Annotated in this window: 24 protein-coding genes and 1 pseudogene; 16 read left to right on the top strand and 9 right to left on the bottom strand. The window is 32.0% G+C overall.

Features of this window, described 5'->3' with window-relative positions:
* The first annotated feature begins 45 nt into the window (after positions 1-45).
* Both Q0921_RS05005 and Q0921_RS05000 read left to right on the top strand, forming a co-directional pair.
* Positions 46-606, top strand: coding sequence for a transposase (locus Q0921_RS05005; RefSeq protein ID WP_299254149.1), 561 nt, complete (start codon positions 46-48; stop codon positions 604-606).
* A gap of 78 nt (positions 607-684) precedes the next feature.
* Positions 685-1992, top strand: coding sequence for a phenylacetate--CoA ligase family protein (locus Q0921_RS05000; RefSeq protein ID WP_299254147.1), 1308 nt, complete (start codon positions 685-687; stop codon positions 1990-1992).
* A 35-nt stretch (positions 1993-2027) separates the two neighbouring features.
* On the opposite strand, the gene Q0921_RS04995 is transcribed toward Q0921_RS05000, so the two are convergent.
* Complete coding sequence (locus tag Q0921_RS04995; RefSeq protein WP_299254145.1) at positions 2028-2303, bottom strand: hypothetical protein; 276 nt, start codon at positions 2301-2303, stop codon at positions 2028-2030.
* A 207-nt stretch (positions 2304-2510) separates the two neighbouring features.
* Between Q0921_RS04995 and Q0921_RS04990 the strand changes: the two genes are divergently transcribed.
* The 6 genes from Q0921_RS04990 (at position 2511) to Q0921_RS04965 (ending at position 7522) form a co-directional block, all read left to right on the top strand.
* On the top strand, positions 2511-3248 hold the full coding sequence (locus Q0921_RS04990) for a hypothetical protein (RefSeq protein WP_299254143.1): 738 nt from the start codon (positions 2511-2513) through the stop codon (positions 3246-3248).
* 442 nt (positions 3249-3690) lie between these two features.
* Positions 3691-4113, top strand: a complete 423-nt coding sequence (locus tag Q0921_RS04985; RefSeq protein ID WP_299254141.1) for a hypothetical protein — start codon at positions 3691-3693, stop codon at positions 4111-4113.
* Positions 4114-4710: 597 nt separating this feature from the next.
* A complete protein-coding gene (locus tag Q0921_RS04980; RefSeq protein ID WP_299254139.1) occupies positions 4711-5511 on the top strand; it encodes a sensor histidine kinase in 801 nt (266 codons plus the stop codon).
* Between the two features lie 3 nt (positions 5512-5514).
* A complete protein-coding gene (locus Q0921_RS04975; RefSeq protein WP_299254136.1) occupies positions 5515-6183 on the top strand; it encodes a response regulator transcription factor in 669 nt (222 codons plus the stop codon).
* Between the two features lie 460 nt (positions 6184-6643).
* Entirely contained in the window at positions 6644-6973 is a 330-nt protein-coding gene (locus tag Q0921_RS04970; protein ID WP_299254134.1) for a YtxH domain-containing protein, read from the top strand.
* Positions 6974-7048: 75 nt separating this feature from the next.
* Positions 7049-7522 carry a hypothetical protein gene (locus Q0921_RS04965; RefSeq protein ID WP_299254132.1) on the top strand — a complete coding sequence of 158 codons (474 nt, stop codon included), beginning with the start codon at positions 7049-7051 and terminating at the stop codon, positions 7520-7522.
* A 57-nt stretch (positions 7523-7579) separates the two neighbouring features.
* On the opposite strand, the gene Q0921_RS04960 is transcribed toward Q0921_RS04965, so the two are convergent.
* From Q0921_RS04960 to Q0921_RS04940, 5 genes are all read right to left on the bottom strand, one after another.
* Positions 7580-8773 (bottom strand): class I SAM-dependent methyltransferase, encoded by a 1194-nt coding sequence (locus tag Q0921_RS04960; protein WP_299254128.1) that lies wholly within the window; start codon positions 8771-8773, stop codon positions 7580-7582.
* Between the two features lie 16 nt (positions 8774-8789).
* Positions 8790-9368, bottom strand: a complete 579-nt coding sequence (locus Q0921_RS04955) for a GrpB family protein (protein WP_299254125.1) — start codon at positions 9366-9368, stop codon at positions 8790-8792.
* Positions 9369-9401: 33 nt separating this feature from the next.
* The gene (locus Q0921_RS04950) at positions 9402-10490 is read right to left on the bottom strand and encodes an AI-2E family transporter (protein WP_299254123.1); all 1089 of its coding nucleotides are present in this window, start codon (positions 10488-10490) and stop codon (positions 9402-9404) included.
* A 64-nt stretch (positions 10491-10554) separates the two neighbouring features.
* A complete protein-coding gene (locus tag Q0921_RS04945) occupies positions 10555-11076 on the bottom strand; it encodes a TrmH family RNA methyltransferase (RefSeq protein ID WP_299254121.1) in 522 nt (173 codons plus the stop codon).
* A 4-nt stretch (positions 11077-11080) separates the two neighbouring features.
* Complete coding sequence (locus Q0921_RS04940) at positions 11081-11728, bottom strand: DUF4159 domain-containing protein (protein WP_299254767.1); 648 nt, start codon at positions 11726-11728, stop codon at positions 11081-11083.
* Between the two features lie 43 nt (positions 11729-11771).
* Between Q0921_RS04940 and Q0921_RS04935 the strand changes: the two genes are divergently transcribed.
* The 6 genes from Q0921_RS04935 (at position 11772) to Q0921_RS04910 (ending at position 17107) form a co-directional block, all read left to right on the top strand.
* Positions 11772-12491: a thioredoxin family protein gene (locus Q0921_RS04935; RefSeq protein ID WP_299254118.1), complete on the top strand. Its 720-nt coding sequence runs from the start codon at positions 11772-11774 to the stop codon at positions 12489-12491.
* 121 nt (positions 12492-12612) lie between these two features.
* Positions 12613-14442: a DUF885 family protein gene (locus tag Q0921_RS04930; RefSeq protein ID WP_299254115.1), complete on the top strand. Its 1830-nt coding sequence runs from the start codon at positions 12613-12615 to the stop codon at positions 14440-14442.
* Positions 14443-14479: 37 nt separating this feature from the next.
* Positions 14480-14857, top strand: coding sequence for an ester cyclase (locus tag Q0921_RS04925; RefSeq protein WP_299254113.1), 378 nt, complete (start codon positions 14480-14482; stop codon positions 14855-14857).
* Positions 14858-14903: 46 nt separating this feature from the next.
* Positions 14904-15485 (top strand): DJ-1/PfpI family protein, encoded by a 582-nt coding sequence (locus tag Q0921_RS04920; RefSeq protein WP_299254111.1) that lies wholly within the window; start codon positions 14904-14906, stop codon positions 15483-15485.
* A 57-nt stretch (positions 15486-15542) separates the two neighbouring features.
* A complete protein-coding gene (locus Q0921_RS04915) occupies positions 15543-16310 on the top strand; it encodes a CDP-alcohol phosphatidyltransferase family protein (protein WP_299254109.1) in 768 nt (255 codons plus the stop codon).
* A 59-nt stretch (positions 16311-16369) separates the two neighbouring features.
* Positions 16370-17107 carry an N-acetyltransferase gene (locus Q0921_RS04910; RefSeq protein WP_299254107.1) on the top strand — a complete coding sequence of 246 codons (738 nt, stop codon included), beginning with the start codon at positions 16370-16372 and terminating at the stop codon, positions 17105-17107.
* A gap of 77 nt (positions 17108-17184) precedes the next feature.
* Here Q0921_RS04910 and Q0921_RS04905 read toward each other — a convergent pair whose 3' ends face one another.
* Entirely contained in the window at positions 17185-19242 is a 2058-nt protein-coding gene (locus Q0921_RS04905; RefSeq protein ID WP_299254105.1) for a lamin tail domain-containing protein, read from the bottom strand.
* 160 nt (positions 19243-19402) lie between these two features.
* On the opposite strand from Q0921_RS04905, the pseudogene Q0921_RS04900 reads away from it, so the two are divergent.
* Positions 19403-19515 (top strand): annotated as a pseudogene (locus Q0921_RS04900) (IS1595 family transposase); the annotation flags it as partial.
* Positions 19516-19590: 75 nt separating this feature from the next.
* On the opposite strand, the gene Q0921_RS04895 reads toward Q0921_RS04900, so the two are convergent.
* Together Q0921_RS04895 and tsaD are read right to left on the bottom strand one after the other, a co-directional pair.
* A complete protein-coding gene (locus tag Q0921_RS04895) occupies positions 19591-20295 on the bottom strand; it encodes a 16S rRNA (uracil(1498)-N(3))-methyltransferase (protein WP_299254103.1) in 705 nt (234 codons plus the stop codon).
* A gap of 135 nt (positions 20296-20430) precedes the next feature.
* Positions 20431-21453, bottom strand: coding sequence for a tRNA (adenosine(37)-N6)-threonylcarbamoyltransferase complex transferase subunit TsaD (gene tsaD / locus Q0921_RS04890; protein ID WP_299254101.1), 1023 nt, complete (start codon positions 21451-21453; stop codon positions 20431-20433).
* Between the two features lie 126 nt (positions 21454-21579).
* On the opposite strand from tsaD, the gene Q0921_RS04885 reads away from it, so the two are divergent.
* Positions 21580-25962 carry a translocation/assembly module TamB domain-containing protein gene (locus tag Q0921_RS04885; RefSeq protein ID WP_299254099.1) on the top strand — a complete coding sequence of 1461 codons (4383 nt, stop codon included), beginning with the start codon at positions 21580-21582 and terminating at the stop codon, positions 25960-25962.
* Positions 25963-25973: the final 11 nt, after the last annotated feature.

Raw genomic sequence — 25973 nt, 5'->3', positions numbered from 1 at the left:
ATCTTAGAGACCTGTGAGGTCTCGAAAGATATTAAATAATAATAAATGAAATATGAACCTCTAATTTCTGATACATATTTCCACATATATAATCGTGGAAATAATAAAGAAGATATATTTAAAGAGGATCGGAATTATGATTACTTTTTAAAGCTTCTTGATAAATATATTACTTCTGTTTGCGAAATTTATGCATACTGTCTTTTAAAGAATCATTTCCACTTAATAGTAAAAACAAAATCAGAGGTTGGAGATAAATCAATTTCTCAAGGGTTCTCGAATATGTTTAATACATATTCCAAAGCGATTAATAAATCATATAACAGAACGGGTAGTCTTTTTACCGATCGATTTTCTAGAAAGAAGATTGATAATGAACAATATTTAAGACAGTTAATAATTTATACGCATCTCAACCCACAACATCATGGATTGATTAATGATTTTAGTAATTATATGTATTCATCATATAAGAGTTATTTGTCCGATAAACCATCTAAATTGGATAGAGAATTTATTTTGTCTTTATTTGAGGGAAAATCAAATTTTGAATATGCTCATTTGCATAAGAAGAGAGAAATTGAAAGTGATTTAAGTTTAGAATAATGGTAAACTTCATGGAGTAGACCTCACAGGTCTCTAAGACCTGTGAGGTCTGAAAAAGAATAAAAAGAATAGATATAAATGACAAAAAATATAGAACAAGCTACGCAAGCACAAATAGAAGATCTTCAGAATGAAAAACTTCAGGAGTTAGTAGCTTTTGTTTTACAATATTCTCCTTATTATAAAAGATTGTTCGCTTCACTTGATATCTCAAAATCAGCTATCAAAACCGTTCAGGATCTTAAAAAACTTCCTATTACAACCAAAGATGATTTACAAGCATATAATGATGATTTTTTGTGTGTGCCTAAATCGGAAATTATAGACTATGTGACCACATCAGGTACATTAGGAAAACCCGTTACATTTGCTTTGACAGAAAAAGACTTGAAGCGATTGGCTTATAACGAAGCAACTTCTTTCGAAACCGCGGGAGTAACTAAAACAGATGTGGTACAATTAACCACAACCCTAGATCGTAGATTTATGGCAGGGTTGGCTTATTTTTTAGGAACCCGAAAATTAGGAGCGGCTATGGTTCGTGTAGGATCGGGGATCCCAGAATTGCAATGGGATTCTATACAGCGTTTTCAGTCAACCTATTTAGTGGTAGTGCCTTCGTTTTTGCTGAAATTAATATCATATGCAGAGGCTCATGGAATTGATTATAGCAACTCTTCTGTAAAAGCAGCAATATGTATTGGAGAACCACTAAGAGATCAAGATTTTAATCTAAATACTTTAGGAAACAAGATCAAAGAGAAATGGGATATTGATCTGTATTCTACTTATGCATCCACAGAAATGAGCACGGCATTCACAGAGTGCGAAGCACATCAAGGAGGGCATCACCGCCCGGAGTTGATTATTACTGAGATTCTTGATGAAAATGGTATTGCGGTTGAAGAAGGAAAAGTAGGAGAGCTGGCAATCACCACCCTTGGGATTGAAGCCATGCCTTTATTAAGATATACTACAGGCGATATGGTGCAAGCACATACAGAACCGTGTAGTTGTGGTAGGACTACCATGCGATTAAGTCCTGTACTTGGTAGAAAGAAACACATGATTAAGTATAAGGGAACTACCTTATATCCACAAAGTGTTATAGAAGTACTTACCAGTTTCGAAGGATTAGGAATGTATGTAATCGAAGTAGTTATTGGTGAGCTTGGTACTGATAAATTGTTAATACATATATTGGATTCTTTAAGCGCTTTACAACAAAAAGAGTTAAAAGAACATTTTAGAGCAAATCTGAGAGTGGTACCAGATTTAGTATTAAACACAAAAGAGGCTCTAAAAGCGAAAAAATTCCCTGAGATGAGTCGTAAGCCTATTTCTTTTATAGACTCTAGAGAAGCTTTACCATCAAGCAAGATCTGACAGATAAGCACTATCTCATAGTTAATGCTATCCCACTAGTTCAGTAGGTTACATACAATTACATAATACCCAACTACAGTATCATGATATGTGTCTATAACGTCATGATACCCATCTACAGTATCGTGATAGGTATCTACAACATCATGATACCCATCTGCAATATCATGATATGTATCTACAGCGCCATGATACCCATCTGCAGTACCATGATATGTGTCTACAACGTCATGATATATATCTACAATGGCATGATGCATATCTACTATGCCATGATACGTATCTACAGTACCATGATGTAGGATTACCATAGCATGAAGTCCAGTTACATTCCCATGATACCCGTCTACAGTGCCATGATAGCAATCTACTCATAGAAAATGAGTAATAGTGGTTACTTCTTCTTTTTAAAATTCAGAAAATTATAAAGAATATCTCCTAATTTTTTTACAACTATTTAAGGGAATTTGTAGTGTTTTTTGTAGTTTTAAAGAATACTAATTTAAAACCTATATATTATGAAAATTAAACACTTCACACAAGCGTTTATTGTTTTTGGGCTTTTATTCTTTGTTTCTTGTAACCAAGAAGAAACAACGTTGGAAACAATCGAACAATCCACAGAAGATCTATTTGCTAAAAATTGGCAAGAAGCAGATCTTTCTGAATTTTTTACAGGAGAGGAAATGAATTATCCAATTGCTACACAACTACTACAGAATGTATTGAACCACAAAGATGTATATCAGATACGTTTTGTGCCAGGGATATTAAACAACAAGTTACAGGTAAAAGTAGTAAGTATTGATGCTAAAGGTACTGTCTTGGCAGAAGAGTTCATCAAACAAACAGAGAGCTTAGCGATAAGTGAACAGTTAAATAAATTACGAGAGATTAGTTTTAATAAAGAAGCTATAATCGATCCTACAGTAGCAAAGCATATATTGCAATTTAATGAAGCTGCCGGTTTTGTGAATTCTTGGCAACAAAAGTCTAACACAGATATCAATGAGATCACTTCTTATAATGGGGAGCGTATCCGTCATTTTGCTTTAGAACCTAATGTAGTACAACATATGATTGGTTTAGAATCAGAATCTATCAACTTATCTTGGGGATTAAACAATGATAATAAACTGACAACTGTTTTAGTACCGATCACTAATAATCGTATAGAAACGGCTACTAAAAATGGAGGTAGTGGACCAGCCTATGATTTTACATTACCTTGTCCAAATACTTGTGATCCTGATTAAAAGATCAAGAGTTTTGTAGCATGATTATAAAGGGCAGAATAATATTTATCAAGACCTCACAGGTCTCTATGACCTGTGAGGTTTGTTTCTTCGATTACAGGGTACTATTTTCTCTCCTTTTGAACGAGTGATTAGAAAAGGGTTTGTATATTTTAGACCTGACAGGTTTCTAAAACCTGTCAGGTCTATTAATTCAGGATTCTTAAAAATAGATTTTTTATGTATTTGATTTTCAATCAAAAGAGCTATCTCCATTTCAATTTCATAAATTTTTCACATTTGTCTAAGGATATACGTAGCAATTATCATAAATTTAGGGAATGTTAATTCAGATAAAATCAACTTTAGATTGTATCTAAAGTTGGGATAGTATTTACAAACCATATACCCCATATTTTGTAAGCTTATTTAATCATATTACTAATTTAAACCAAAAACAAAAATGAACTCGGACAGCGAAAACACAATTTCTAAAGACACAGGAGCACAATGGACAGCAAACTGGAGAGCGCAACATCCTAATGCGGTAAATGCATTTTTAATACCAGCAGTAGATTTTGTAGAAGTATTAAATGAAATTGGAGTATTAGACGATGCTGCCGCACAACAGGCGCAAACAAATGCTAACAATTTAAATTCTAAAGTAAGAGGGTATTTAGCTATTGATGGTGATGGTACAGAAAAAATAATTTTTGTAGGAACTGAAAATGTTGATGGAGTCGATAGAGATATCATTGATGGTACAGTGGATGGGAATCCTACAACGTTAAAATCATCAGCATCAGATACTACAACTAGTGGAATTTATGATGTAACAAACCCTTGTCCACCGTTTTGCGATTCAAATAGTCCCTTGAATCAATAAAATGGAGTTAACCAAGTTTTTAGGTTATTTTTCCACTGTTTTATTGATTATTAATACAGTACTTTACATAAAAGCCTTGCATAAAAGTAAGGCTTTTATGTTTTTTGCTTTTTTTTTAATAATTAGTACAATTGTACAAGTATCGATGTCAATACTTGGAGCCATTTTACATTTGTCAAATCTATATATGGTAAATGTTTTCTTAATGTTGCAGTTTTTGTTATTATCGTTTTTTTTTAAATCTTTATTAAAAAAGAATATTATTTTGGTTTTTACAGCATTGATTATTGCACTTCTGGCTTACCAGTATTTACAAGATCTTGAATTGTTTTTTAGGTATAATCCCATAGGAATTGGTATAACGCATTCTATATTAGTGATTTATGCGATATCTTATTTATATCAGGTATTGCAGAAACAAAAACCTAAATTTCTTTATGTTACGATTGGATTATTTTTATACCTTATTTGCAATACATTAATCTTAGCCTCTGGAAATTTAGTGTTCAATATTAATATATCTCAAGAAGTTTATGCTATTTTATTTAGAGTAAATGCCGTTTTATATATTATCTTCCAAATCCTAATCTTTATTGAATGGAGAAAGAATTACTACAAGAAGATTCCCAAATCATTGTGATTATCTTAATTGCTATTTTAGTCTTATTGCTTATGGCAGTTGCATTGGTGCTTTTCTTTTTCTTTTCTCGTAAAAAGATTATTGCTGCCGAGCTAGAAAAAGCCAACTTAGCATTGTCTTACCAAAAAGACTTGTTACATAGCACCATAGAAACACAAGAAGAAGAACGTAAACGAATTGCACAGGATTTGCATGATGCTATTAGTGCCAAACTTAATGTGGTAAGTCTTAGTGCCAATGTGTTAATAGATGGTACATTAGATAAGAGAGAACAGCAACAAACCTTACAACATATATTATCCGTTACCACCAGAACTCTAGAAAGTTCCAGGCGATTGGCGCATAATCTTTTACCGCCAATTTTAGAGAATTTTGGGCTTCAGGCGGCTATAGAAGAACTCTGTGATGAATTTATCAGTAGCAAAAAAGTGAAGGTAAATTATGAGATAAAATATAAAGATCTATTGTCTAAAAGCAATGAATTGCATATCTTCAGGATTATTCAGGAACTTCTGAATAATTCCGTCAGACACGGTAAAGCCGAAAATGTAATATTAAAAATAGATGACACTAATGAGCAATTAGATCTAGAATACGTTGATAATGGAGACGGATTTGATACAGAATCTGTAAATAAAAATAAGGGAATAGGCCTCAGAAATATAGAAAGTAGAGTAGAGATACTCGATGGGATGCTTTCATATTATAGTGAGATTGGTAATGGAGTGACTTTTAATATTAGCACTAAAAAAACCTAAACCATGAAAAAAGACATCATAAAATTAGCCATAGCCGATGACGAAACATTATTTAGACAAGGAATTACTTTCATCCTAAATAAAGAAAGTAATATAGAGATTTGTATTCAGGCAGAGAATGGTAATGACCTAATCAAACAATTAAACCTATCTAGAGATTTACCTGAGGTTATTTTAATGGATCTCAAAATGCCAGATCTTAATGGAGTAGAAACCACTAAAATTGTCAAGAAAAAATTTCCAGAAATTAAGATCATCGCATTAACCAGTTATTATAGTAAACCCTTTATTACGAATATGATGCAACAAGGTGCGGTAGCATATCTTGCTAAAAATGCCACACCGACAGAAGTAGTAAATACCATAAATCAAGTGGCTGTAAAAGGTTTTTATTATGATGAAAATGTTATGAGTATTCTGGAGGAAGCTTCTTTGAAGATGAATAAACAATCCAGAGATGATGAGTATCTAACTAAGCGAGAGCGAGAAGTTTTAAAACTAATTTGCGAACAAAAGACTACAATAGAGATTGGAGAACAATTATTTATTAGCCCAAGGACAGTAGAAGGACATCGTAATAATTTATTAGTAAAAACGGGTTCTAAGAATATTGCTGGATTAGTAATTCATGCGATAGAGAATCAAATTTTCGTTAGAAATCAGCAGATCTAAAAGTTTTAATTTCTTTTGAATACTGTATCCTTTTGCTTTAAGTTAATAGTGTTAAATAAAATAAGATAAAAATTCCCTATTAACATATTTTTATGTTAATAGGGAGTTCTAAAGGTTAAAACCCGTTAAAGCACTTGACAAAATTACTATTTGCTATATATTAAAAGTGTTGATTTATTAAACAAACATTAATAGATAGACAAATAGGAAAAAGAATTATCATTCAATACTATTTCCTTAGAATTTGAAATTTTAAAAAGTTATTGAATACATTTTATGTGTATTCTGATTTCTAAGAATTATGTTGGAAATCTTCTTGTAAGTTCTATTACTGAATAGCTTTTTCATTCATATTTACAAAAATTATATTAAATATCAGTTATAAATTTCTAACTGCTAGATTTTTGATTGAACCTTTCAAATTCACTTAAAATTAATTTTTAATATTTAAAACTTATTTATGTCAAGTAACAGCAACACTATTATCGGATTAGCAACAGGAGCAGCACTCGGAGCAGTAACGGCACTTCTATTCGCACCCGATAACGGTAAGAATACTAGAAAAAAAATAAAAGTTAAAGTAAAAGATACAAAAGAAGATTTGGTAGAACGTGCGAATATAATCTCGAACGAAATCACATCAAAATTCAATTCTGAAAAAGCCGAATTCTCAAAAGAAATTGATGGTTTAGTAAATGATATGAGTTTAAAGGCAGATGATGTAATCGTAACCTTAGAAAAAAAATTGGAAATGTTGAGAAAAAGAAATGAAAAGATTAATGCTAACTAACGGCTCGTTAAACGTCGTTGATACTAAATAAAATTAAAAAACAGTTAGTAATTAATAATTTCAAAATATAAAAACATGAAAATTTTAAATAAAATACCATTTATAGCTCTATTATTCACCTTCGCAACTGTAACTGCGCAAGAACCCAATATGGAAGTTACGAAGCAAACAATCGTGAAAACATATGAATTGGAGAGAGGAAATAAGACAATCCCTTACGTAATAACCATATGGAATAAAGAATTGGATCCAATTAAGTTAGAAAAAGAAGATCGATACAAATTGAATCAAGATCGAGTAGATGCTCAAGAAAGAATTACAAAAGTTATTACCATTGATGATAAGTACGATAATTCTTTTGATAACACCATTCAGATTTCATATTTAAAAGAGGTTGATAAAGATTTTAAGATTATGCCAACCGATGAAGGATTCGTTATTATGGTGAAGGGTGAAGAATTTAGATATTCGGTAAATGATAAAAACTATAAAGTAAAATCTGTCGATAAGAATTTCTTTATGATTGAAAGAAAATCAGATTCTAAATAAAATTGTCTTTCAGAAATAAAGCTTAAATTGAAAAGTCGAGTCACATTTAAATTAGTTTTAAATGTTGACTCGATTTTTTTTACATACCAAAACTATTTTTTCGTTATTACAATTTGTTGTAAAAAACAGATAGAGATCACCACCGTCTTTAATTTTAAACTTTTTACGAATTGCAGAAACGGTTTCGGGAAAATTACGTGTAGTAATATTTGCTTTAGTGAGTCTTTCTTTCCTTAGGACTTGTTTTTGATATGGTAATACCGAAATTATTTCGAAGCTTCTTCCTGGGAATTTTATCTTTTTATCCGAGGTATAAAGATGAGAATGTTGGTGAAGCTTTTCTAATTTAAAAGTTTCTGCGACACTAAAGAAACCACCTGATTTCATAATGGCTGCGTTAGGTTCATAGATATATTTTTTGGGTAATGAAAGTTTTGGAGAAATGCTACTTTCTTTCTTTAATGAAAAGGAAAAGGATGTTTTTTTATCTTTTATTAGGTTGATAGTATGGATGACAGTGTCCCTTTTATTTCCTTTTTCCAGAACCCAAAGCAGTTCTTTTACTTCATTGTTTAGAGCAACCACATGAATTTCTTTGACGAATTGTAATGCTTTTATTCCAGAATGGATATCTAGAAGCGGAGAAGTTTTTATCAGGATATTATTGCTTTTTGAAAATAAAAAATCCAGATTGGAAGGTACATCAGGTAGGCAATCATTAAGAAAGAAAACCTTTCCTTTACTATCGTGTCTTCTGGATGGATCGATATAGATCCAATCGATATGCTCTTGGTTTTCCAGAATTTCTAATCCGTCACCAATGTGTGTTTCAATTGTATTTGTTTCCAAAACCTGAAAATTATGTGCTGCAATTTCACTTAACGTTGGATTTAATTCACAATGAATAAAACGTTTCATCTTTTTGGAAAAATAATAATCATCGATCCCAAAACCACCAGTAAGATCGATCATAATGTCGCCAGAGACTAACTCACTTTTGTAAATCGCCGTCGCTTCAGATGAGGTTTGTTCTAAGTTTAGTATTGGAGGATAATAAATTTCTTTAGTTTGGTGCCATAAAGGTAGTTTGTCTTTAGCTTTAAGCCTTCCACTAATTTGTTGGGCGAGTTCCTGAACAGTAATATTTTCAAAAGGACTTCCAGATAGTATCAACTTTGTTAGATCTATCTTGTCATCCGATTGTTTAAAGATGAAATCTTGTATTTTTTTATGTAAAATATGGTAGTTCAATTTTTTTAAATAAACGTTAATGAACCGAGTTAATTAATGCCAATGTTTCATTTATAAAATTGGTTTTGGATAAAACATAACCACCTCTATCATTTTTGTGTTTTTCGGCTAATGTTATTTTTAGTTTTTCATAATCTTTTGCTCTCAAAGGATTAGAAATAAGATAGTCCCTAAATTTAACCTGTTCCCACATAAGGTTATCACTAGGACACATATGAATATGAAAAATTTGCTCTTTAGTACCGTCAAGTTTATAACCTTTTCCAAAATTCATATAGGCCTCGAATTCATCTCGTTTTGGGACTAAGAAATATGTGTAACCAATGGTTTCAAATTGTTTAATAATATTCTCGTTAAAAAGTGATTCTTTAGGAACCTCGATAATGATATCTATATAAGGTTTAGATTTGATATCGGGTATTGATGTGCTCCCAAAATGGGCAATACGGGTTATAAATTCTTTAGAGATAGTATTTGTTATAAGCTGTTCTTCTTGCTTGTATATTGTTTTCCATTTTGGGGAATGATTAACTAATTGGATAGGAAACAAGGTGTTCCAATCTTTTTTAGTTAAATCATAGAGTGTTTTTTTCATGTGTAGAGCTTTTTATAGTCAACGGATTGGTAATTAAAGTTCTTTAGTCAATTGCTTAACAATTTTATACTCCGATAAAAATTCTTTTGCAATTACTTTAATAGCAGTGTAAAAGGGCACAGCTACAATTAATCCGCCAATTCCAAATAATGCTCCAAAAATAAGAATCGCTAGAAAAATTTCTAAAGGATGTGATTTTACACTGTTTCCAAAGATCAACGGTTGATTCAGGAAATTATCAATCAATTGGATTACAATATATCCGATCAAAATATAGGATAATTTTGGCAAAATAACTGATTGAAAATCGTATCCTAAGTTACCCGTAGTAGCTAGGATCAAAACCAATGCTCCACCAAATAAGGGACCTACATATGGTATTAAATTAAAGATAGCAGCTATTAACGCTAATGCAATAGCGTTATTCACTCCAAAAATTAATAATAAAATAGTATATAATACAAATAGAATCAACACCTGAAGCAGTAAACCTACAAAATAGCGGGATAATAGATCTTTGATTTTAGTAAAAGCTCTCATAAATCTGGTTTCATTTTCTTTCTTAGCAAAAACAAGCATACTGTTTTCTAATAGTTTGCTGTCCTTAAGTAAAAAAAATGAAATAAATAATACAGAAAATAATCCAATCAATAATGCACCAAAACCACTTAAGAACGTATTGATGGCATTCGGTATTGCTTTAAGATCAAAGAATTGCATCAGATCTGTTTGCTTAATCAATTCCACAAAGTTCAGTTTTTCTACATTGAAATAATCACTGATCTCCTGATTTAAGCGGTCGAGATCATCACCAACTTCATTGATATCGATTTCCCCAATCAGTTGCCCTTGCTCCGTAACAATAGGAACGAATAGTAAAAACAAACTAAGAAACAATCCTATAGTAATAAATAGAGCAAACATTACCGCAATGGTATTGTTAAATTTCAACCTCCTTTTCAGGAACTGCACCAATGGTCTTCCCATTAATGAAATTACAGCTGCAAAGGTAATATAAAGTAGGATCGATTGTATCTTATATAAAAACCAGAGTAGCATCAGCACACCAACAAGTATTGCTATTGCTCTCAGAATACCATAAGCGATTGTTTTAGAATTCATATATAATTTTTTTCAGAGAAGCTAAAGTTTAATAATATATAAAAACTTTTTCTATCATCTTTTATTAATTTTCATTGATCATTAACTGCTTTGTAATCTCATAGAGTGCAATTCCAGTAGCTGTTGCTACATTCATACTACTATTCGTACCATACATATTTATATGTATGTTTTTAGTTGTTTTTATTAATATCTCTTCAGAAATTCCTTGACTTTCATCACCAATAATAAGGGCGATTTTGTCATCAGTAGAAAAATGTGTTTCTGATACAGGAACACTATTTTGTGTGATTTCTAATCCAATAATCTTATATCCATCAGATTGTAATTTATCAATAACGAGTGCTATTTGATCTTCTTGTTCATAAGGTATTATTTCGTGAGTGGCTCTAGCGGTGCGTTGCATTCGTTTACTAATCACTGTGATATCTTCTCCACAGAAATATATTTTTTCGATTCCAAAACTATCCGCAATTCTAAAAATACTACCAATATTTGCTGGGGCATTAACACGGTTACAGACTAGCGTGATAGGAAATTTTTTTTTGACAAAAATAGTGTTATTGTGATGTAATTGCGCTGTCATTTATCTAATTCTCAAAAGCATATTTGATTATATTTGCACCCATTTTTAGTGCTTTTTGACGAACTTCTTCCGGGTCATTATGAATTTCGGGATTTTCCCAGCCATCACCTAGATCACTTTCGAATGTGAATAGCAATACCAACCTTCCTTCGTGAGCTATTCCCAAAGCTTGTGGACGTGCACCATCATGTTCGTGTATTTTAGGTAGTCCTTTTGGAAATTTATACTTTGCCGAAAAAATAGGGTGAGAAACAGGTAATTCTATTAACTCCTTATCCGGAAATATTTTGATCAATTCTTTTTTGATGTAAGGTTCCATACCATAGTTGTCATCAATATGTAAAAAACCACCACTTAGTAAATAATTTCGTAAATTCTCTGCATCTTGTTCTGTGAAAAATACATTTCCGTGACCAGTCATATGGATATATGGATACTGAAAAAGATCTACACTCTCCGGTTTTACTGTTTTAGGTTTGGGACTCATTGCTGTGCGAATGTTTTGGTTACAAAAACTAATTAGATTAGGTAATGCAGTAGGGTTGCTATACCAATCGCCACCACCATTATATTGTAATACTGCAATATCCTGAGCTAATGCAACTCCAGAAAATAATAAGAGGCAAATAAAACCTGTAAGTTTTGTGATCATCATCGTCTAAATAATAGACTTTAAAAGTACTAAAATAAACGGGATGATAAGAAACCTTTTCATACTATTAACGATCATAATTTCTGGACTGATTACTGCTCAGGATGATAGCGAGGCAATTGTGGTAATGGAATTATTTACCTCCCAGGGATGTAATAGTTGTCCACCAGCGGATAAATTATTAGATACTATCAAAGAAAAATATGAAGATAATAATGTTTTTGTTTTATCCTACCATGTAGATTATTGGAACCGACTAGGTTGGAGAGATCCTTTTAGTGATGAAGCGTTTAGCGATTATCAGAGAGACTATGCTCAGCAGTTTAATAGTCGATCCATTTATACGCCACAATTGGTAGTTAATGGAAGCGAACATTTTACAGGATCTAACGGCCCCAAAGCGCTGACAGCAATACACAAGTATTCGAAATTTAAAACAACCAATACCATTAAAATTAATGATCTAAAGAAGGAAGATGATCAGATTAAAATCGAATATAATGTAGAAGGTTCAGCGTTTGATCAGGTTACTTTTGCGTTAATCGTATCAGAACGAACAACAAATATAAGTAGCGGAGAGAATAGAAACAGAACGCTTAAAAACACTAACATTGTTGTTAATCGTTTGGTAGTATATAAAGAATCGACTGCGGTTACTTTGTCTATACCTGATTGGATAGACCAAAAAGATGAATTGGCGATTATTGTTTATGCCCAAGATAAAAAGTTAAAGACTACTGGGGCTACTAAGATACATATCTAATGTATATTTAGGACGTTTACATTAACTGTTGGAACGTTTTAAATTAGTATATAATTTCTTACCATAACATTTATTATCTTAGTAATTACAATCAATCATATTTATATATAAATCATTCATCATGGCAAAAAAACGTACTTGGAAATTTTGGACCTCAAGAACTTTACTCATCATTTTGATTTTGGGATTACTTTGGTTGGTAAACCTTATTTGGTTTCGACCATTTAGTATCAATCATTTTTATGATAAAGTATTCTTAGAACTAGCTTTAGACAGTCCTGAACTAACAACATCTATGGGGATTCCTGTAATCTATGACCGGTCTAAGGATGAATTAGATGATATATCTGATGCAAAACAATGGGAATCTTTCAATAAAATGAAAGAAGATTATAAAACTTTACAAAGTTATAATTTTGAAAATCAATCAGAAGCCAATCAATTAAATACTAAGATTTTAGGCTTTTATCTAAAAGGTTTAAAGGAAGGAGAACAATTTTTCTATCATGATTATCCAGTAAATCAAATGGGAGGAGAGCAGAATTCACTACCAAGTTTGATGGAAAATTCTCATAAACTTAGAGATAAAAGTGATGCTGAAGCATATATTACACGTTTATCTCTTTTTAAAACTAAGTTTGAGCAACTAATAGAAAATCTAAAAATAAGAGAGAACAAAGGGATCATTCCTCCTAAGTTCGTTATAGACCGTGTATTGGGTGAAATGAATGGTTTTATTGATGAGAAAGAGTCAAATATTCTGTACACTAATTTCGAGATTAAAATAGACAAATTAGAGGAGCTTTCTCAGGAAGAGAAGGATACGCTTAAAAAACAAGTCGAAGATGAAATAGAGACTACCGTTTTTGGTGCATATAAAAGACTTATTACTTATTTCGAAAAGCTTAAAGTAAAGGCTACAACAGATGATGGAGTTTGGAAATTACCTGATGGTGAGGCATATTACCGTTATCAACTAAAGCAGCGTACTACGACAGATCTGGATCCTGAAGAAGTGCATCAAATCGGATTATCAGAAGTCGCTAGGATAAAAAGTGAAATGCAAGAAATTCTTTCTGCCGAAGGGTATGCAGATTCTACAAAAACATTAGGTGCTATTATCCAGGAATTAAATAAAGAAGAACGTTTTCTTTTTCCGAATAATGATGAAGGAAGACAAATGGTACTTGATGAATATGACCGTATACTATCTGAAATCAACTCAGGTCTAGATGATGCCTTTGATATCAGACCAAAAGCAGGTCTAGAGGTAAAGCGCGTTCCAGAATTTAAAGAAGAAGGATCAGCTGGTGCATATTATAATAGACCAGCTATGGATGGTTCACGGGGTGGTGTTTTTTATGCGAATCTTAGAAACGTTCATGAATCTGTAAAATTTGGTATGAAAACATTAGCCTATCACGAAGGAGTACCAGGGCATCATTTTCAGATAGCCATTCAGTCAGAATTGGAAGGGGTCCCTATTTTTAGAACTATAGGTCTTTTTACATCATATATAGAAGGTTGGGCTTTATATTCTGAACAGTTAGCATGGGAACTTGGTTTTTATGAAAATGATCCTTTTGGAAATTTAGGAAGATTACAAGCTGAGATGTTTAGAGCAGTTCGTCTTGTGGTGGATACTGGTATTCACCATAAAAAATGGACAAGAGAACAAGCGATTAATTATATGGTGCAAAATACAGGAATGACTACAACTGAAGTTACTACAGAAATAGAGCGATATATTGTTTGGCCAGGACAAGCTTGTGCATACAAAATAGGAATGCTTAAAATATTAGAACTTCGGGAGAAAACAAAACAGAAACTAGGTGATCGTTTTGATTTAAGAGATTTTCATAATGCAGTTTTAAAAAATGGGGCAGTTCCTTTAGATATTCTAGAAGAGATTATTGATACATATATTGAAGATATTCAAAAGCAAAAATGATAATTGGGGATATAAAAACAAATGATAATTAAAGATTATGAATCAAGAAGAAAATAAAAAGAACGCTATTGCTTTTTATAAAAAAGCTTATGAAGGAAATCCTAAAGAGGCTGTTCAAAAATATCTTGGTAACCAATATATCCAGCATAACCCTGATGTAGCAGATGGGATTGAGGGTTTTATTTCCTATTTTGAAAAGATGCAAAAGGAATATCCGGATAAGTCTATTGAGTTTGTAAGATGCATTGCAGAAGGAGATTTGGTGTCTCTTCACACACATCAAATTTGGCCTGGAAATGACGAGTATGTTACTATGGATTTTTTTCGTTTCGATCAGCAGGGAAAAATATGTGAGCACTGGGATGCTATACAACAGATCCCTAAAAAATCTGCAAACCCAAATACAATGTATTAATATCAAAAATTAACATCAAATTTTTTTATAAAAATAGGCTAGAGGTATGAAAATAGCATATATACTTTTTGATGAAATAACACTTTTGGATTTTATAGGGATTTATGACCCAATAAAAAATATGAAAACAAAAAAATATATCAAAAACCTAGATTGGGAATTATGTGCAATAAACAAAACCATTAGAGATAGTTTTGGGTTGGAAATGGTTGTTGATAAAATAAAACCTGATTTATCTGATTATGATATGGTGATTGTTCCTGGAGGTATAGGAACAAGAGAATTACAATATGATAAAGAATTTATAGATTGGTTGCAAACAGCGAATGGAGTGAAATATTTAGTTTCGATTTGTACAGGAAGTTTGTTATTAGGGGCTGCAGGATTTCTCAAAGGAAAAATGGCAACAACAAATTTTAATGAATATAGGTCGCTAGAAAAGTACTGTGATACAGTTTTGGATAGTAGAATAGTAGATGATAGTAATGTGATTACTGCTGGAGCAGTAGCTTCATCATTAGATCTTGGATTGTATATATGCAAAAAGCTAATTGGAGAAGAGAAAACAGAAGATATAAGAAAAGGAATGGATTATCATCCAAAAGAATTCAAAATTACAATACATTAGCCAATAATAGTTTTTCAAGATTCTTTTAAACCTAAAAGAAATTTATAAATAACTTACATGGCTAAATTACCGAAGCAATATCAGTTTTTGGATGTATCGGATTATGGAAGATCTCCGGGGCACTGGATCGCGGACTCGTTAAAAAATACGAGATTGACTCCAATTCACGTGACTACTTTGTTTATTGTTTCAGGTATTATGGCAATTGTAAGTATGCTATATGAATATAATGTTATCGCAGCATTTTTCTTGATTTTGAAATCTATTTTGGATGCCGCAGATGGTGAATTGGCAAGAATAAAACGCACACCTTCTTACATTGGTCGTTATTATGACTCTATAGCTGATATTATTTTAAACTTTCTATTTCTATTTACCTTTTGGTATATCACAGATATTTCTATCATATTTATGTTGTTAGCTTTTGTTGGAATTCAATTACAAGGAACAGTTTATAATTATTATTATGTGATCTTAAGAAATACTGTAAAAGGAGACGCTACTAGTAGAGTGTTTGAAGATTCCGCTCCAATAGCAATGGCAGGAGAGAAACAACGCACAGTAAATATTTTTTATAGGATTTACGATATACTTTATATAGTTTTTGATAAGACGATATATTTCCTTGATAAGGATGCAAGTAACAGTAAACCTTTTCCAAAATGGTTTATGACATTGATATCTGTTTTCGGTCTTGGATTTCAGCTGTTGTTCATGGCAATAATGTTATTACTTAATTTAGAGGAATACGTAATACCATTTTTTATAGGATACTCGATGTTGATTCTTGTTTTTATAGGAATTCGAAGGTTTGTTTTGAAATAAATACAATCTTTTGAAGAATAATAGTTACCCATTTTTTCCTAACAGATAAAATATTCAATTTGACTAAATATCTGACATTTTCTGATTTAGATGAGCATCTTGTAATAGAATATAGGAAGGCAATAACGATGGCATTTCCTGAGATTATTCTAAATTCTCAAATTACTAAAAAGTATTGGAGTAGGTTAGAAAAGTACTTTCCGCATACTCAACTATTTATAATAAGTGAGGATAATAATCTAATAGGTTTTATGAATGCAATACCAATCTTTTGGGATCAATCATTAAATGAATTACCTAATGAAGGTTGGGATTGGCTTTTAAAAAAAGGGGTTGATGATTTTGAAAAGAATCTTACACCGAATAGTTTAGGAGGGTTGCAAATTATAGTTACAAAGGAATATCTTGGAAAAGGATATAGTAAGTTATTAATTGCTAACGGAAAAAAAGTTAGAGAGGGTTTAGGATTAAAGAATTTTATAATTCCTATAAGACCTATTCAAAAATATAAGTATCCCGAGATGAAGATGAAGGATTATATGAGTCTAAGAGAGAATAATGAAATTAGGGACCCTTGGATAAGAACACATTTAAAGAGTGGAGCAGACATTATTAAAGTTTGCAAAAACTCTATGAATGTAACTGGTGATATTGATTTCTGGGAAGGTTTATTAAAAGCGAAGATAAATAAATCAGGAGCTTATAAGGTTAAAGGAGCGTTGAATTTAGTGACAATCAATATAGAAGATAATTATGGAGAATATAGAGAAGAAAATATTTGGATAAATTATAGATAGATTTATTCTTATACTAAATCTGTCTAGTCCTAAATAATCAGTATCGATTATTTAGGACTAGACAGATTAAAAAATGTTTATTCGATTACTAATTTTTTAGTAATTGATGTACCGTTTTGATCTAGTCTTATAATGTAAATACCAGTATTTAGGTATGATACATTTAAACGAGTATCACTTAAAGTTTTAGAAATAACCTGTTTTCCTAACAAATCGAACACGCTAATATTAACAGAAGTGCTAGATTTTGTAGTAATGTTTACAAAACCTGTGTTTGTAGGGTTGGGAGATATGGCGAAGTTATCTGTAGGTTGATCAAATGAATCAACCGATAGCGTACTTGCGTTATCATTAACATCACCTGGGGTACCTAAGTCACCACTACCAAATGCCGTAATAGCTTCAGTCCAATTTGCTCCATCATCATTAGCAATGCTATTTAAGTCGTTAACAGATAACTCCATACTTGCTCCTGTAGGATCAGGAAAAGTTGCTCCATTATCCCAAATAACTTGATCGATTACAGTAGAGTTACATTCGATAATGAGGCCATCGGTACCGTTTCCTAAAAATATATCACGAGCTGAATATGCATAATCTAAAGTAATACTACCATTAGGATCTCCAATAACAATATATCCATTTGCAGGGATAATTAAAGAATTTGCTATTACGTGAAGATCATTGATACCATCATCATCTTTAATAGTCCAGCTAGCTATATCAATAGGACTTGCTGTAGTATTGTATAATTCGAAATATTCTCCGTTAGGATCATCTCCATCAGAAACGGGATTTTGCATTATTTCTGTGATGATAATATCACCAACATTTGCACATACAGCAATCGGAGATACTGTACCAGTTAATCCAATCGTTTGGTCTATTGCACCTGCAGAAGATATTGTAATATCCCCAGCATAAGTATTAGCCGTTAGACCAGATATCATTCTTACGAAAACTTCAATACTATTTACTGTTCCCATATTGGGTGTGATAGCAACAGAAGATCCAAAACCAGTTCCCGAAGTAAGAGATACCTCAAAATTAGCAGGTGCAGTTATTGTAATATCATCAGTAAGAAATAAACCTTCTACATTAAAACTATCTTCAGCAGAAGGATCTGCTCCTTCGAAATATGTAAAATCATCAATAAATCCGTTAATCGTAAATTGAGGATCAGCTGGAGAAACAGTTCCGCTCAATGGTACAGTTTGATTAGTAGCTCCAGCAGATGATGCGGTAGCATCTCCCATATAGGAATTAGATGTTAAACCTGTTACCAAACGCACAAAAACAGTGGTAGTAGCTACAGTTCCTGTAGTCGGTGTAATTGCAGCAGAAGATCCGAAACCTGTTCCTGTAGTTAGTGAAATTTCAAAATTCATAGGTGCTGCCACTGTAAGATCTGCTGTAAGGTTAGTTCCGGAAACTGTAAAAGTGTCCTCAGTAGAAGGACCATTTGCTTCAAAATAATCCAATCCAGAAACTGCACCGCCAACATTTATAGTTGGTGTTGTGGATGCAGTTGTGGAATATGTTCCGATACCACTTATGAGAGTTTCAAAAGTATCAGTCCCACCTTGACAAGTTCCAAGATTGTTTAATGACCTTACTCCTGGTATAGTCCAGTTTACTTCTGTAAAACCAGCATCAGGTCCGGTACCGTCAACTCGTTTAGCATAAGAATCAGCATTTTCCCATGTAGTTCCAGTTCCATCTGTATCATCTACACCATATTGATCAACTGTTGCACCAGAGCTATTAAGTATAATTTTAACTCTATCGTTTCCATTAACATTCATGGTTCCAGATGTTATGATATTAGCAGAAACTAAAGAAGGAAATTCAGTTGATATACTAGCCGCACTACCTGCAGTTGTTACATAAACAAAACCATCTGTAACAATACCAAAACCAGAAAGATCTTGAGTGTTTCCAAATGTTGTTCCTGCGTTAATTTGATTTTCCAAAGAGTATAATGAGAAATCTACCATTCCATCAGCATAAATTTCTAATAGTTTAGGATTTCCTCCAGAACAATCTCCATCTACAATAGTCGTAATAATTGGAACTTGTCCAAAAGATGTTATAGCATAAACAGCCATAAAAAATAAAAGATATTTTTTTTTCATAATAAGTTATAATAATTGAATAAAAAGTTTAGTGTTCAATATTATGTGTCATAGCTTTGCAAAATGTTACCTAACAATTGATACTTTTTATGATAATTTTTTAAGAATTAGTCGTATTATTAAAAAAATGAGAGAGCCTCGCGTAAGCGAAAAGTATTCAAAAGGGAAATATCTTTGGCTATACCTTCATGAGTTTATTTATAAACCGGATAGAAGATATTTTGGAGAAAACTATTCGATAGACTATTGATAGCAAGCATCACAGGATTATGATGAATTACAGATATTCAAAAAAAAATTATTGTGATTAGATAGAAACAAGCCTCTTTTATTACTATACGATAAACGCTATGAATTTAGAAAAGCGACACTATGCACAGCGACAATAGCTGCAGTTTCTGTTCTGAGCCTAGTTTCTCCTAAAGTAACAGGTTTATATCCCACCTTTATTGCTTTTTTAATCTCTTTATTAGAAAAATCACCTTCAGGACCAATTAATATAGTAGTACTGTTTTTTATAGTCAATGTATCTTTTAATGATTGCTTTTTTGTTTCTTCACAATGCGCAATAAGTAATTGATCATTATTTTCTTTTTGGATAAAATCCAAAAATGAAATTGCAGGATTTAATTTTGGTAAATAATTTTGTAAAGACTGTTTCATAGCGCTCTGTAAAATACGCTCGAAACGTTCTAATTTTATAACTTTTCTCTCACTATGATCACAAATTATTGGTGTGATTTCGTCAATGCCAATTTCGGTAGCTTTTTCCAAAAACCATTCATACCGATCATTCATTTTAGTTGGTGCAACTGCAAGATGTAATCTATAGTTTTTAGGGGTTTGGAATTCTTTATGCTCTAATTGTATAATGCATTTATTGGGACTAGAAAAAGTTATTTCTCCTTTGCAAAGTAATCCAAACCCATTTGTGATCTGAAGTGCATCACCTTCCTTTTTTCTTAATACTTTAGAAATGTGTTTGCTTTCCTCTCTAGAGAACTCAAATTCTCTAGTAGTTTCTGTAATATCTTTGCTATAGAATAATTGCATATTATTATAGACGGTTACTAGTTATATATTAAATTAAAAGTAACTAAGTATTATTATTATTATTATTATTATTTGAGCTTTTGGCTACTCAATATTTAATACACTTTACTTTATGCTTTGTGCATAATATTATGATCAAAACTTGCTTCTGGCTTTAGCCACAACATCCATATCAGTGAAATCTTTTTTAAGATATTTTAAATACCCAACGATTCCTATCATAGCTGCATTATCGGTGGTGTATTCAAATTTTGGTACAAAAGTTTTCCAACCATACTTATGTTCTCCTTCTTTCAGGGCTTTTCGTATTCCTGAGTTGGCAGATACACCACCACCTATCGCAATGGATTTTATTCCAGTTTCTTTAGAGGCTTTTTTTAACTTATCCATTAGGATATTGATAATTGTATATTGGATAGATGCGCAAACATCTTCTAGATTTTCTTTTATAAAGTTAGGGTCTTCTTTTACCTGTTTTTGAACAAAATATAATATTCCAGTTTTAAGTCCACTAAAACTAAAATTCAATCCATCTACACGTGGCTTCGTAAATGGAAATGCTTTAGGATTTCCAGATCGAGCATGTTTATCTATTAAAGGTCCTCCAGGATAGGTAAGTCCTAATATTTTGGCACTTTTATCAAATGCTTCTCCTACAGCATCATCGATGGTTTCTCCAATAATTTCCATATCAAAATGGTCATTAACTCTCACGATTTGAGTATGCCCCCCACTAATTGTTAATGCAAGGAATGGAAAATCAGGTTTTTCAAATTCGTCTTCATCAATAAAATGCGCCAGAATGTGTGCCTGCATATGATTGACATCAATTAGAGGAATGTCCAAGGCTAATGCTAATGACTTTGCGAATGAAGTCCCAACGAGTAAAGAACCCATTAAACCGGGGCCACTAGTAAATGCAATAGCACTTAGATCAGATTTATCAATATTTGCCTGTTTTATGGCTTGATCAATTACAGGAACAATGTTTTGTTGATGTGCTCTGGAAGCTAATTCAGGGACGACACCACCATATTGTTCGTGAATTTTTTGCGTAGCAACAACATTTGATAATACAGTACCGTTGCATAATATAGAGGCAGAGGTATCATCGCAAGAAGATTCAATACCTAAGATGTATACATTTTGTGAGCTCATTATGAGGAAAAGGGCATAGAAATTGTTAATATTGTCAGCAAAGTTAAAACAATAAAACGTATCAAAAAATTCGGGAAAATATTGAAGAGGGTTTTACTTACCCTTATTTCGCTATTTATACTACTGGTGATCTTATTTTCCATTCCTGCAGTTCAAACTTTTTTTGGTAGAAAAGTCACGAATTACCTTAATAATGAATATGGTGTAGATATAAACATAGGTCGTGTAGGGTTAACGTATTCTGGAGATATTAATCTCAAAGAAATTTTTGTAAAAGATCATCATCAAGATACTTTAATATATGCTCAAAGCATTGCGACTTCAATTCTAAATATTAGGGAGATTTCTAAAGGTCGGCCAGAATTAGGGAACGTTGCTATAAATGATCTCACATTTAGAATGAAAATGTACAAGGATGAGCGTAGTGATAACCTAATGACTTTTGTTAGAAAATTTAATAGAGGTAAAACTTCTACATCAAAAACAAAGTTTTTATTGACCACTGGGAATGTTACTATGGAGGATAGTAAGTTTAGTTATTTAGATGAAAATCTAAACACTCCCAGAATTGTCGTATTAAGAGATATTACCTTAGATGCAGAAAGCTTAAAAGTAGATGGAGAAGATTTTTATATTACAACTAATGTACTTTCATTTAAGGACCATAGAGGGTTGAATGTTTCTAATTTAAAAACGGGGTTTTCGATTACACCTACTGAAATGAAGTTTCGTGAATTACTTATAGAAACAGTGGATTCTAAGGTAGAGGGTGAAATTGTGTTTTCATATAAAAGAGGAGGACTTGTAGATTTTGAGAATAGTGTGAATATTAATGCTGATTTTACAAAAGCTACTATCTCAACCAATGATTTAATACCTTTTTATAAAGAGTTTGGTGATAATGAAGATTTAATACTGAAAAACACTACTGTAAAAGGTACTCTTAATGATTTTAAAATATTAAACTCAAACATTACAGGATTAGATAGATCTATAATTCAAGGAGATATTAGAATACGAAATGCGGTGACGAATGCTTCTAAGTTTCGATTGGATGGGGATTTAACGAACTTAACAACTAATTATTACGACCTTGTTAATTTACTGCCAGGGATTTTAGGAGAATCATTGCCAAAACAGTTATATCAATTAGGAAGCGTAAAAGGTGTAGGAACTACCATTGTTACTATCAAGGATGTTGACGTAGACATGGATTTCTATTCTCAATTAGGAAAAATCAATGCTTTTGTTTTATTAGGGAATCTTGATAATGTAAAAGAAGCAACATACAATGGAAATGTTATTTCTAGTAATTTTAATATTGGACAATTATTAAGTAAAAAAAATCTAGGAAATGCCGCTTTTGATATCCACGTTGATGGAAGTGGATTTACCTTGAAAAATCTTGACACAAAATTAGAAGGAGATATAAGAAAGTTAGAATTTAACGGATATTCTTACACTAATCTGAATGTGTTTGGAAATCTAAAAGATCCTGTTTTTGATGGAAAATTAATTTCTGATGATCCTAATGTGAAATTTACTTTCAATGGGGTGGCTGATTTATCAAAGGAAATTAATAATTATGATTTTGCCGCAAACGTAGATCATATAGATTTAAAGCAGTTAAATATTTTCACCAGAGATAGTATGTCGATTTTTAATGGTGATGTAATAATGAAAATGAAGGGAACCGGAATTAATGATGCGTTTGGTACAATTTCTTTCGAAAAAACATTGTACAAAAACCAAAACGCAAGTTACTATTTTGATGATTTTGATATCACTTCTAGTTTTGACGATCAAAATGTAAGAACTATTACTATGAATAGTCCGGATATTATTGATGGAAGTGTTAAGGGAGTCTTTAGGTTTGAGAATGTATATGATTTATTTCGTAATTCTATAGGTAGTTTATATACCAATTTTGAACCTACAGAAATCACAGATAATGAATTCATGGAATTCAATTTTAAGATTTATAATAAAATTGTAGATGTGTTTTTTCCGGAAATTGAGTTCGCGCCTAATACGTTTATTAAAGGTAAAGTAGAAAGTAACGACTCTGAATTTAAGCTAACTTTTAAGTCTCCATCAATTAAGGCTTTTGATAACTTAATGAAAAAGGTAGATATACAAGTGGATAATAAAAACCCATTATTTAATACATACGTAGCTATTGATAGCATCGATACTAAGTATTATGATGTGTCTAAGTTTAGTTTGATTAATGTGACGCTAAAAGACACATTGTTTATGCGATCAGAATTTAAAGGGGGTAAGAATAATGTGGATAATTATAACTTAGAATTTTATCATACGATTAATGAAGATAATAATTCCGTTATAGGATTTAAAAAATCAGACTTTACTTTTAAAGGATATACCTGGTATGCAAATCCCAATAGAAGTAAAAGTAATAATAAAATCATTTTTGATAATAATTTTCAAAATATTGATATTCGATCAATCCTGTTGAGACATGAAGAAGAACAAATAAGTGTTTCTGGTGTTATGGAGGGTAAAAATAATAAAGACATAAAGGCAACCTTCGAGGATGTTGATTTAAATAAGATTACTCCATATATAGAAAACCTAAAATTATCTGGAGTAGTAGATGGAGATCTAACGGTACTTCAGGATAAGGGCGTCTATTTCCCAAGCTCTACGGTAATCATTAATGATTTGGCTGTAAATGATTCGGAGTTAGGAGAGCTGAGAGTAAATGTGTCCGGTAATGAGTCGCTTACAGAGTATAAGGTGAATACCAGATTGGTGAATAAGAACAATGAAAAAACACTTTCTGCAATTGGATCTATTGATGTGTCTAATAATAACCCGGACATGAATATTGATGTAAGTTTGGATCAGTTAGATATGTCTGGATTTAGCGCATTGGGCGGAATTGTGATATCAGATCTTAGAGGTTTGGTAACAGGTAATGCAAAAGTGACCGGAAATTATGTAAACCCTTCTATAGATGGGGTTTTAAAACTGAATGAAGCTGGGTTAAAAGTACCATACCTAAACGTGGATCTCGATTTCGATGATGATTCTAGAATTATCTTAAATGAACAACGTTTTAATTTTGATAATGTAGATATTACAGATACAAAGTATAATACAAGAGGAATTTTAGGAGGATTTATTGGTCATCAACATTTTTCTAAATGGGAGCTGGGGCTTAAGCTAACTGCTAATGAAAGATTATTGGTACTAGATACAGAAGAAGATGAGGAGTCCTTGTATTATGGAACAGGCTTTATTAGTGGGGATGCAACTATAAAAGGTCCTACCGATGGTTTAGTTATCAATGTAAATGCTACCACGGAAGAAGGAACTATTTTTAAAATACCATTAAATGAATCCGAATCGATTGGGGATAACTCCTATATTCATTTTTTAACCCTCGAAGAAAAGAAAGCACGTTTAGAAGGTAAAGAAATCATATTAAAAGAAATCAAAGGATTAGCGCTTAATTTTGATCTAGACGTTAATGATAACGCTTTGGTAGAAGTTGTTGTAGATAAGAAAACAGGTAGTTCTTTAAAAGGACGTGGAGCCGGGACATTACTTATAGAGATCAATACAAACGGTAAGTTTAATATGTGGGGGGATTTTGTGGCGTACGAAGGAAGTTATAATTTTAGATACGGTGCTTTGGTTGGTAAAGATTTTACAGTAAGATCAGGGGGAAGTATTAACTGGGATGGTAGTCCAACTAGAGCAAAGCTTAATTTAAGTGCGGTATATAAAACCGAAGCTAATCCTGCAGTGTTACTTGAGAACGCTACGATCAATCGAAAAATTCCTGTAGAAGTAGTGGTTGATCTAAATGGAGAATTAATACAGCCAGACCTTAATTTTAATATAGAATTACCAAATTTAAGCTCTGTTGCCAAGAGTGAATTGGAATATCAATTAGAAGACCAAGCGACAAAAGAATTACAAGCATTATCGTTAGTTACCCAAGGACAGTTTTATAGTGGGAATCTAGATCCGACGTTTATAACAGGAAACCTGGTTGAACGAGCTGCAGGATTGGTAAATGGTATATTTTCTGGTGATGATGATAAATTTAGAGTAGGTGTGAACTATGTTCAGGGAAATAGAAATGTTGATCAAGAAGCTGCAGACCAATTTGGAGTTACCGTTTCTACTCAGATCAATAATAAAATCCTTATTAATGGACGAGTAGGAGTTCCTATTGGCGGAGTTAGCGAATCTGTAGTGACAGGAGATGTTGAAGTAGAATATCTCTTTAATGAGGAAGGAACATTAAAAGGAAAGATTTTTAACCGTCAGAATGAGATTCAATTTATAGGTGAATCGCAAGGTTATAAACAAGGTTTAGGTATTTCTTACTCTGTTGACTTCAATAATTTTAATGAACTTTGGGAAAAGGTTTTTAATGCTAAAAAACAAAAAGATACTTTGGTTGTAAAAATTCAAGATACAACCAAAATAGACACACCAGAATTCATTAATTTTACAGATAAGAATAAGTAATTTGATTAAAT

It is taken from the genome of uncultured Aquimarina sp. (assembly GCF_947496855.1).
Lineage (GTDB): Bacteria > Bacteroidota > Bacteroidia > Flavobacteriales > Flavobacteriaceae > Aquimarina.
This window is presented reverse-complemented; position numbering and strand designations above follow the sequence as displayed.

Excerpts from the sequence above, each read along its gene's own strand:
- Q0921_RS05005 (WP_299254149.1), top strand. The coding sequence starts at position 46 with ATGAAATATGAACCTCTAATTTCTGATACATATTTCCACATATATAAT.
- Q0921_RS05000 (WP_299254147.1), top strand. The coding sequence starts at position 685 with ATGACAAAAAATATAGAACAAGCTACGCAAGCACAAATAGAAGATCTT.
- Q0921_RS04995 (WP_299254145.1), bottom strand. The coding sequence starts at position 2,303 with ATGGTAATCCTACATCATGGTACTGTAGATACGTATCATGGCATAGTA.
- Q0921_RS04990 (WP_299254143.1), top strand. The coding sequence starts at position 2,511 with ATGAAAATTAAACACTTCACACAAGCGTTTATTGTTTTTGGGCTTTTA.
- Q0921_RS04985 (WP_299254141.1), top strand. The coding sequence starts at position 3,691 with ATGAACTCGGACAGCGAAAACACAATTTCTAAAGACACAGGAGCACAA.
- Q0921_RS04980 (WP_299254139.1), top strand. The coding sequence starts at position 4,711 with ATGGAGAAAGAATTACTACAAGAAGATTCCCAAATCATTGTGATTATC.
- Q0921_RS04975 (WP_299254136.1), top strand. The coding sequence starts at position 5,515 with ATGAAAAAAGACATCATAAAATTAGCCATAGCCGATGACGAAACATTA.
- Q0921_RS04970 (WP_299254134.1), top strand. The coding sequence starts at position 6,644 with ATGTCAAGTAACAGCAACACTATTATCGGATTAGCAACAGGAGCAGCA.
- Q0921_RS04965 (WP_299254132.1), top strand. The coding sequence starts at position 7,049 with ATGAAAATTTTAAATAAAATACCATTTATAGCTCTATTATTCACCTTC.
- Q0921_RS04955 (WP_299254125.1), bottom strand. The coding sequence starts at position 9,368 with ATGAAAAAAACACTCTATGATTTAACTAAAAAAGATTGGAACACCTTG.
- Q0921_RS04950 (WP_299254123.1), bottom strand. The coding sequence starts at position 10,490 with ATGAATTCTAAAACAATCGCTTATGGTATTCTGAGAGCAATAGCAATA.
- Q0921_RS04945 (WP_299254121.1), bottom strand. The coding sequence starts at position 11,076 with ATGACAGCGCAATTACATCACAATAACACTATTTTTGTCAAAAAAAAA.
- Q0921_RS04940 (WP_299254767.1), bottom strand. The coding sequence starts at position 11,728 with ATGATCACAAAACTTACAGGTTTTATTTGCCTCTTATTATTTTCTGGA.
- Q0921_RS04935 (WP_299254118.1), top strand. The coding sequence starts at position 11,772 with ATGATAAGAAACCTTTTCATACTATTAACGATCATAATTTCTGGACTG.
- Q0921_RS04930 (WP_299254115.1), top strand. The coding sequence starts at position 12,613 with ATGGCAAAAAAACGTACTTGGAAATTTTGGACCTCAAGAACTTTACTC.
- Q0921_RS04925 (WP_299254113.1), top strand. The coding sequence starts at position 14,480 with ATGAATCAAGAAGAAAATAAAAAGAACGCTATTGCTTTTTATAAAAAA.
- Q0921_RS04920 (WP_299254111.1), top strand. The coding sequence starts at position 14,904 with ATGAAAATAGCATATATACTTTTTGATGAAATAACACTTTTGGATTTT.
- Q0921_RS04915 (WP_299254109.1), top strand. The coding sequence starts at position 15,543 with ATGGCTAAATTACCGAAGCAATATCAGTTTTTGGATGTATCGGATTAT.
- Q0921_RS04905 (WP_299254105.1), bottom strand. The coding sequence starts at position 19,242 with ATGAAAAAAAAATATCTTTTATTTTTTATGGCTGTTTATGCTATAACA.
- Q0921_RS04895 (WP_299254103.1), bottom strand. The coding sequence starts at position 20,295 with ATGCAATTATTCTATAGCAAAGATATTACAGAAACTACTAGAGAATTT.
- tsaD (WP_299254101.1), bottom strand. The coding sequence starts at position 21,453 with ATGAGCTCACAAAATGTATACATCTTAGGTATTGAATCTTCTTGCGAT.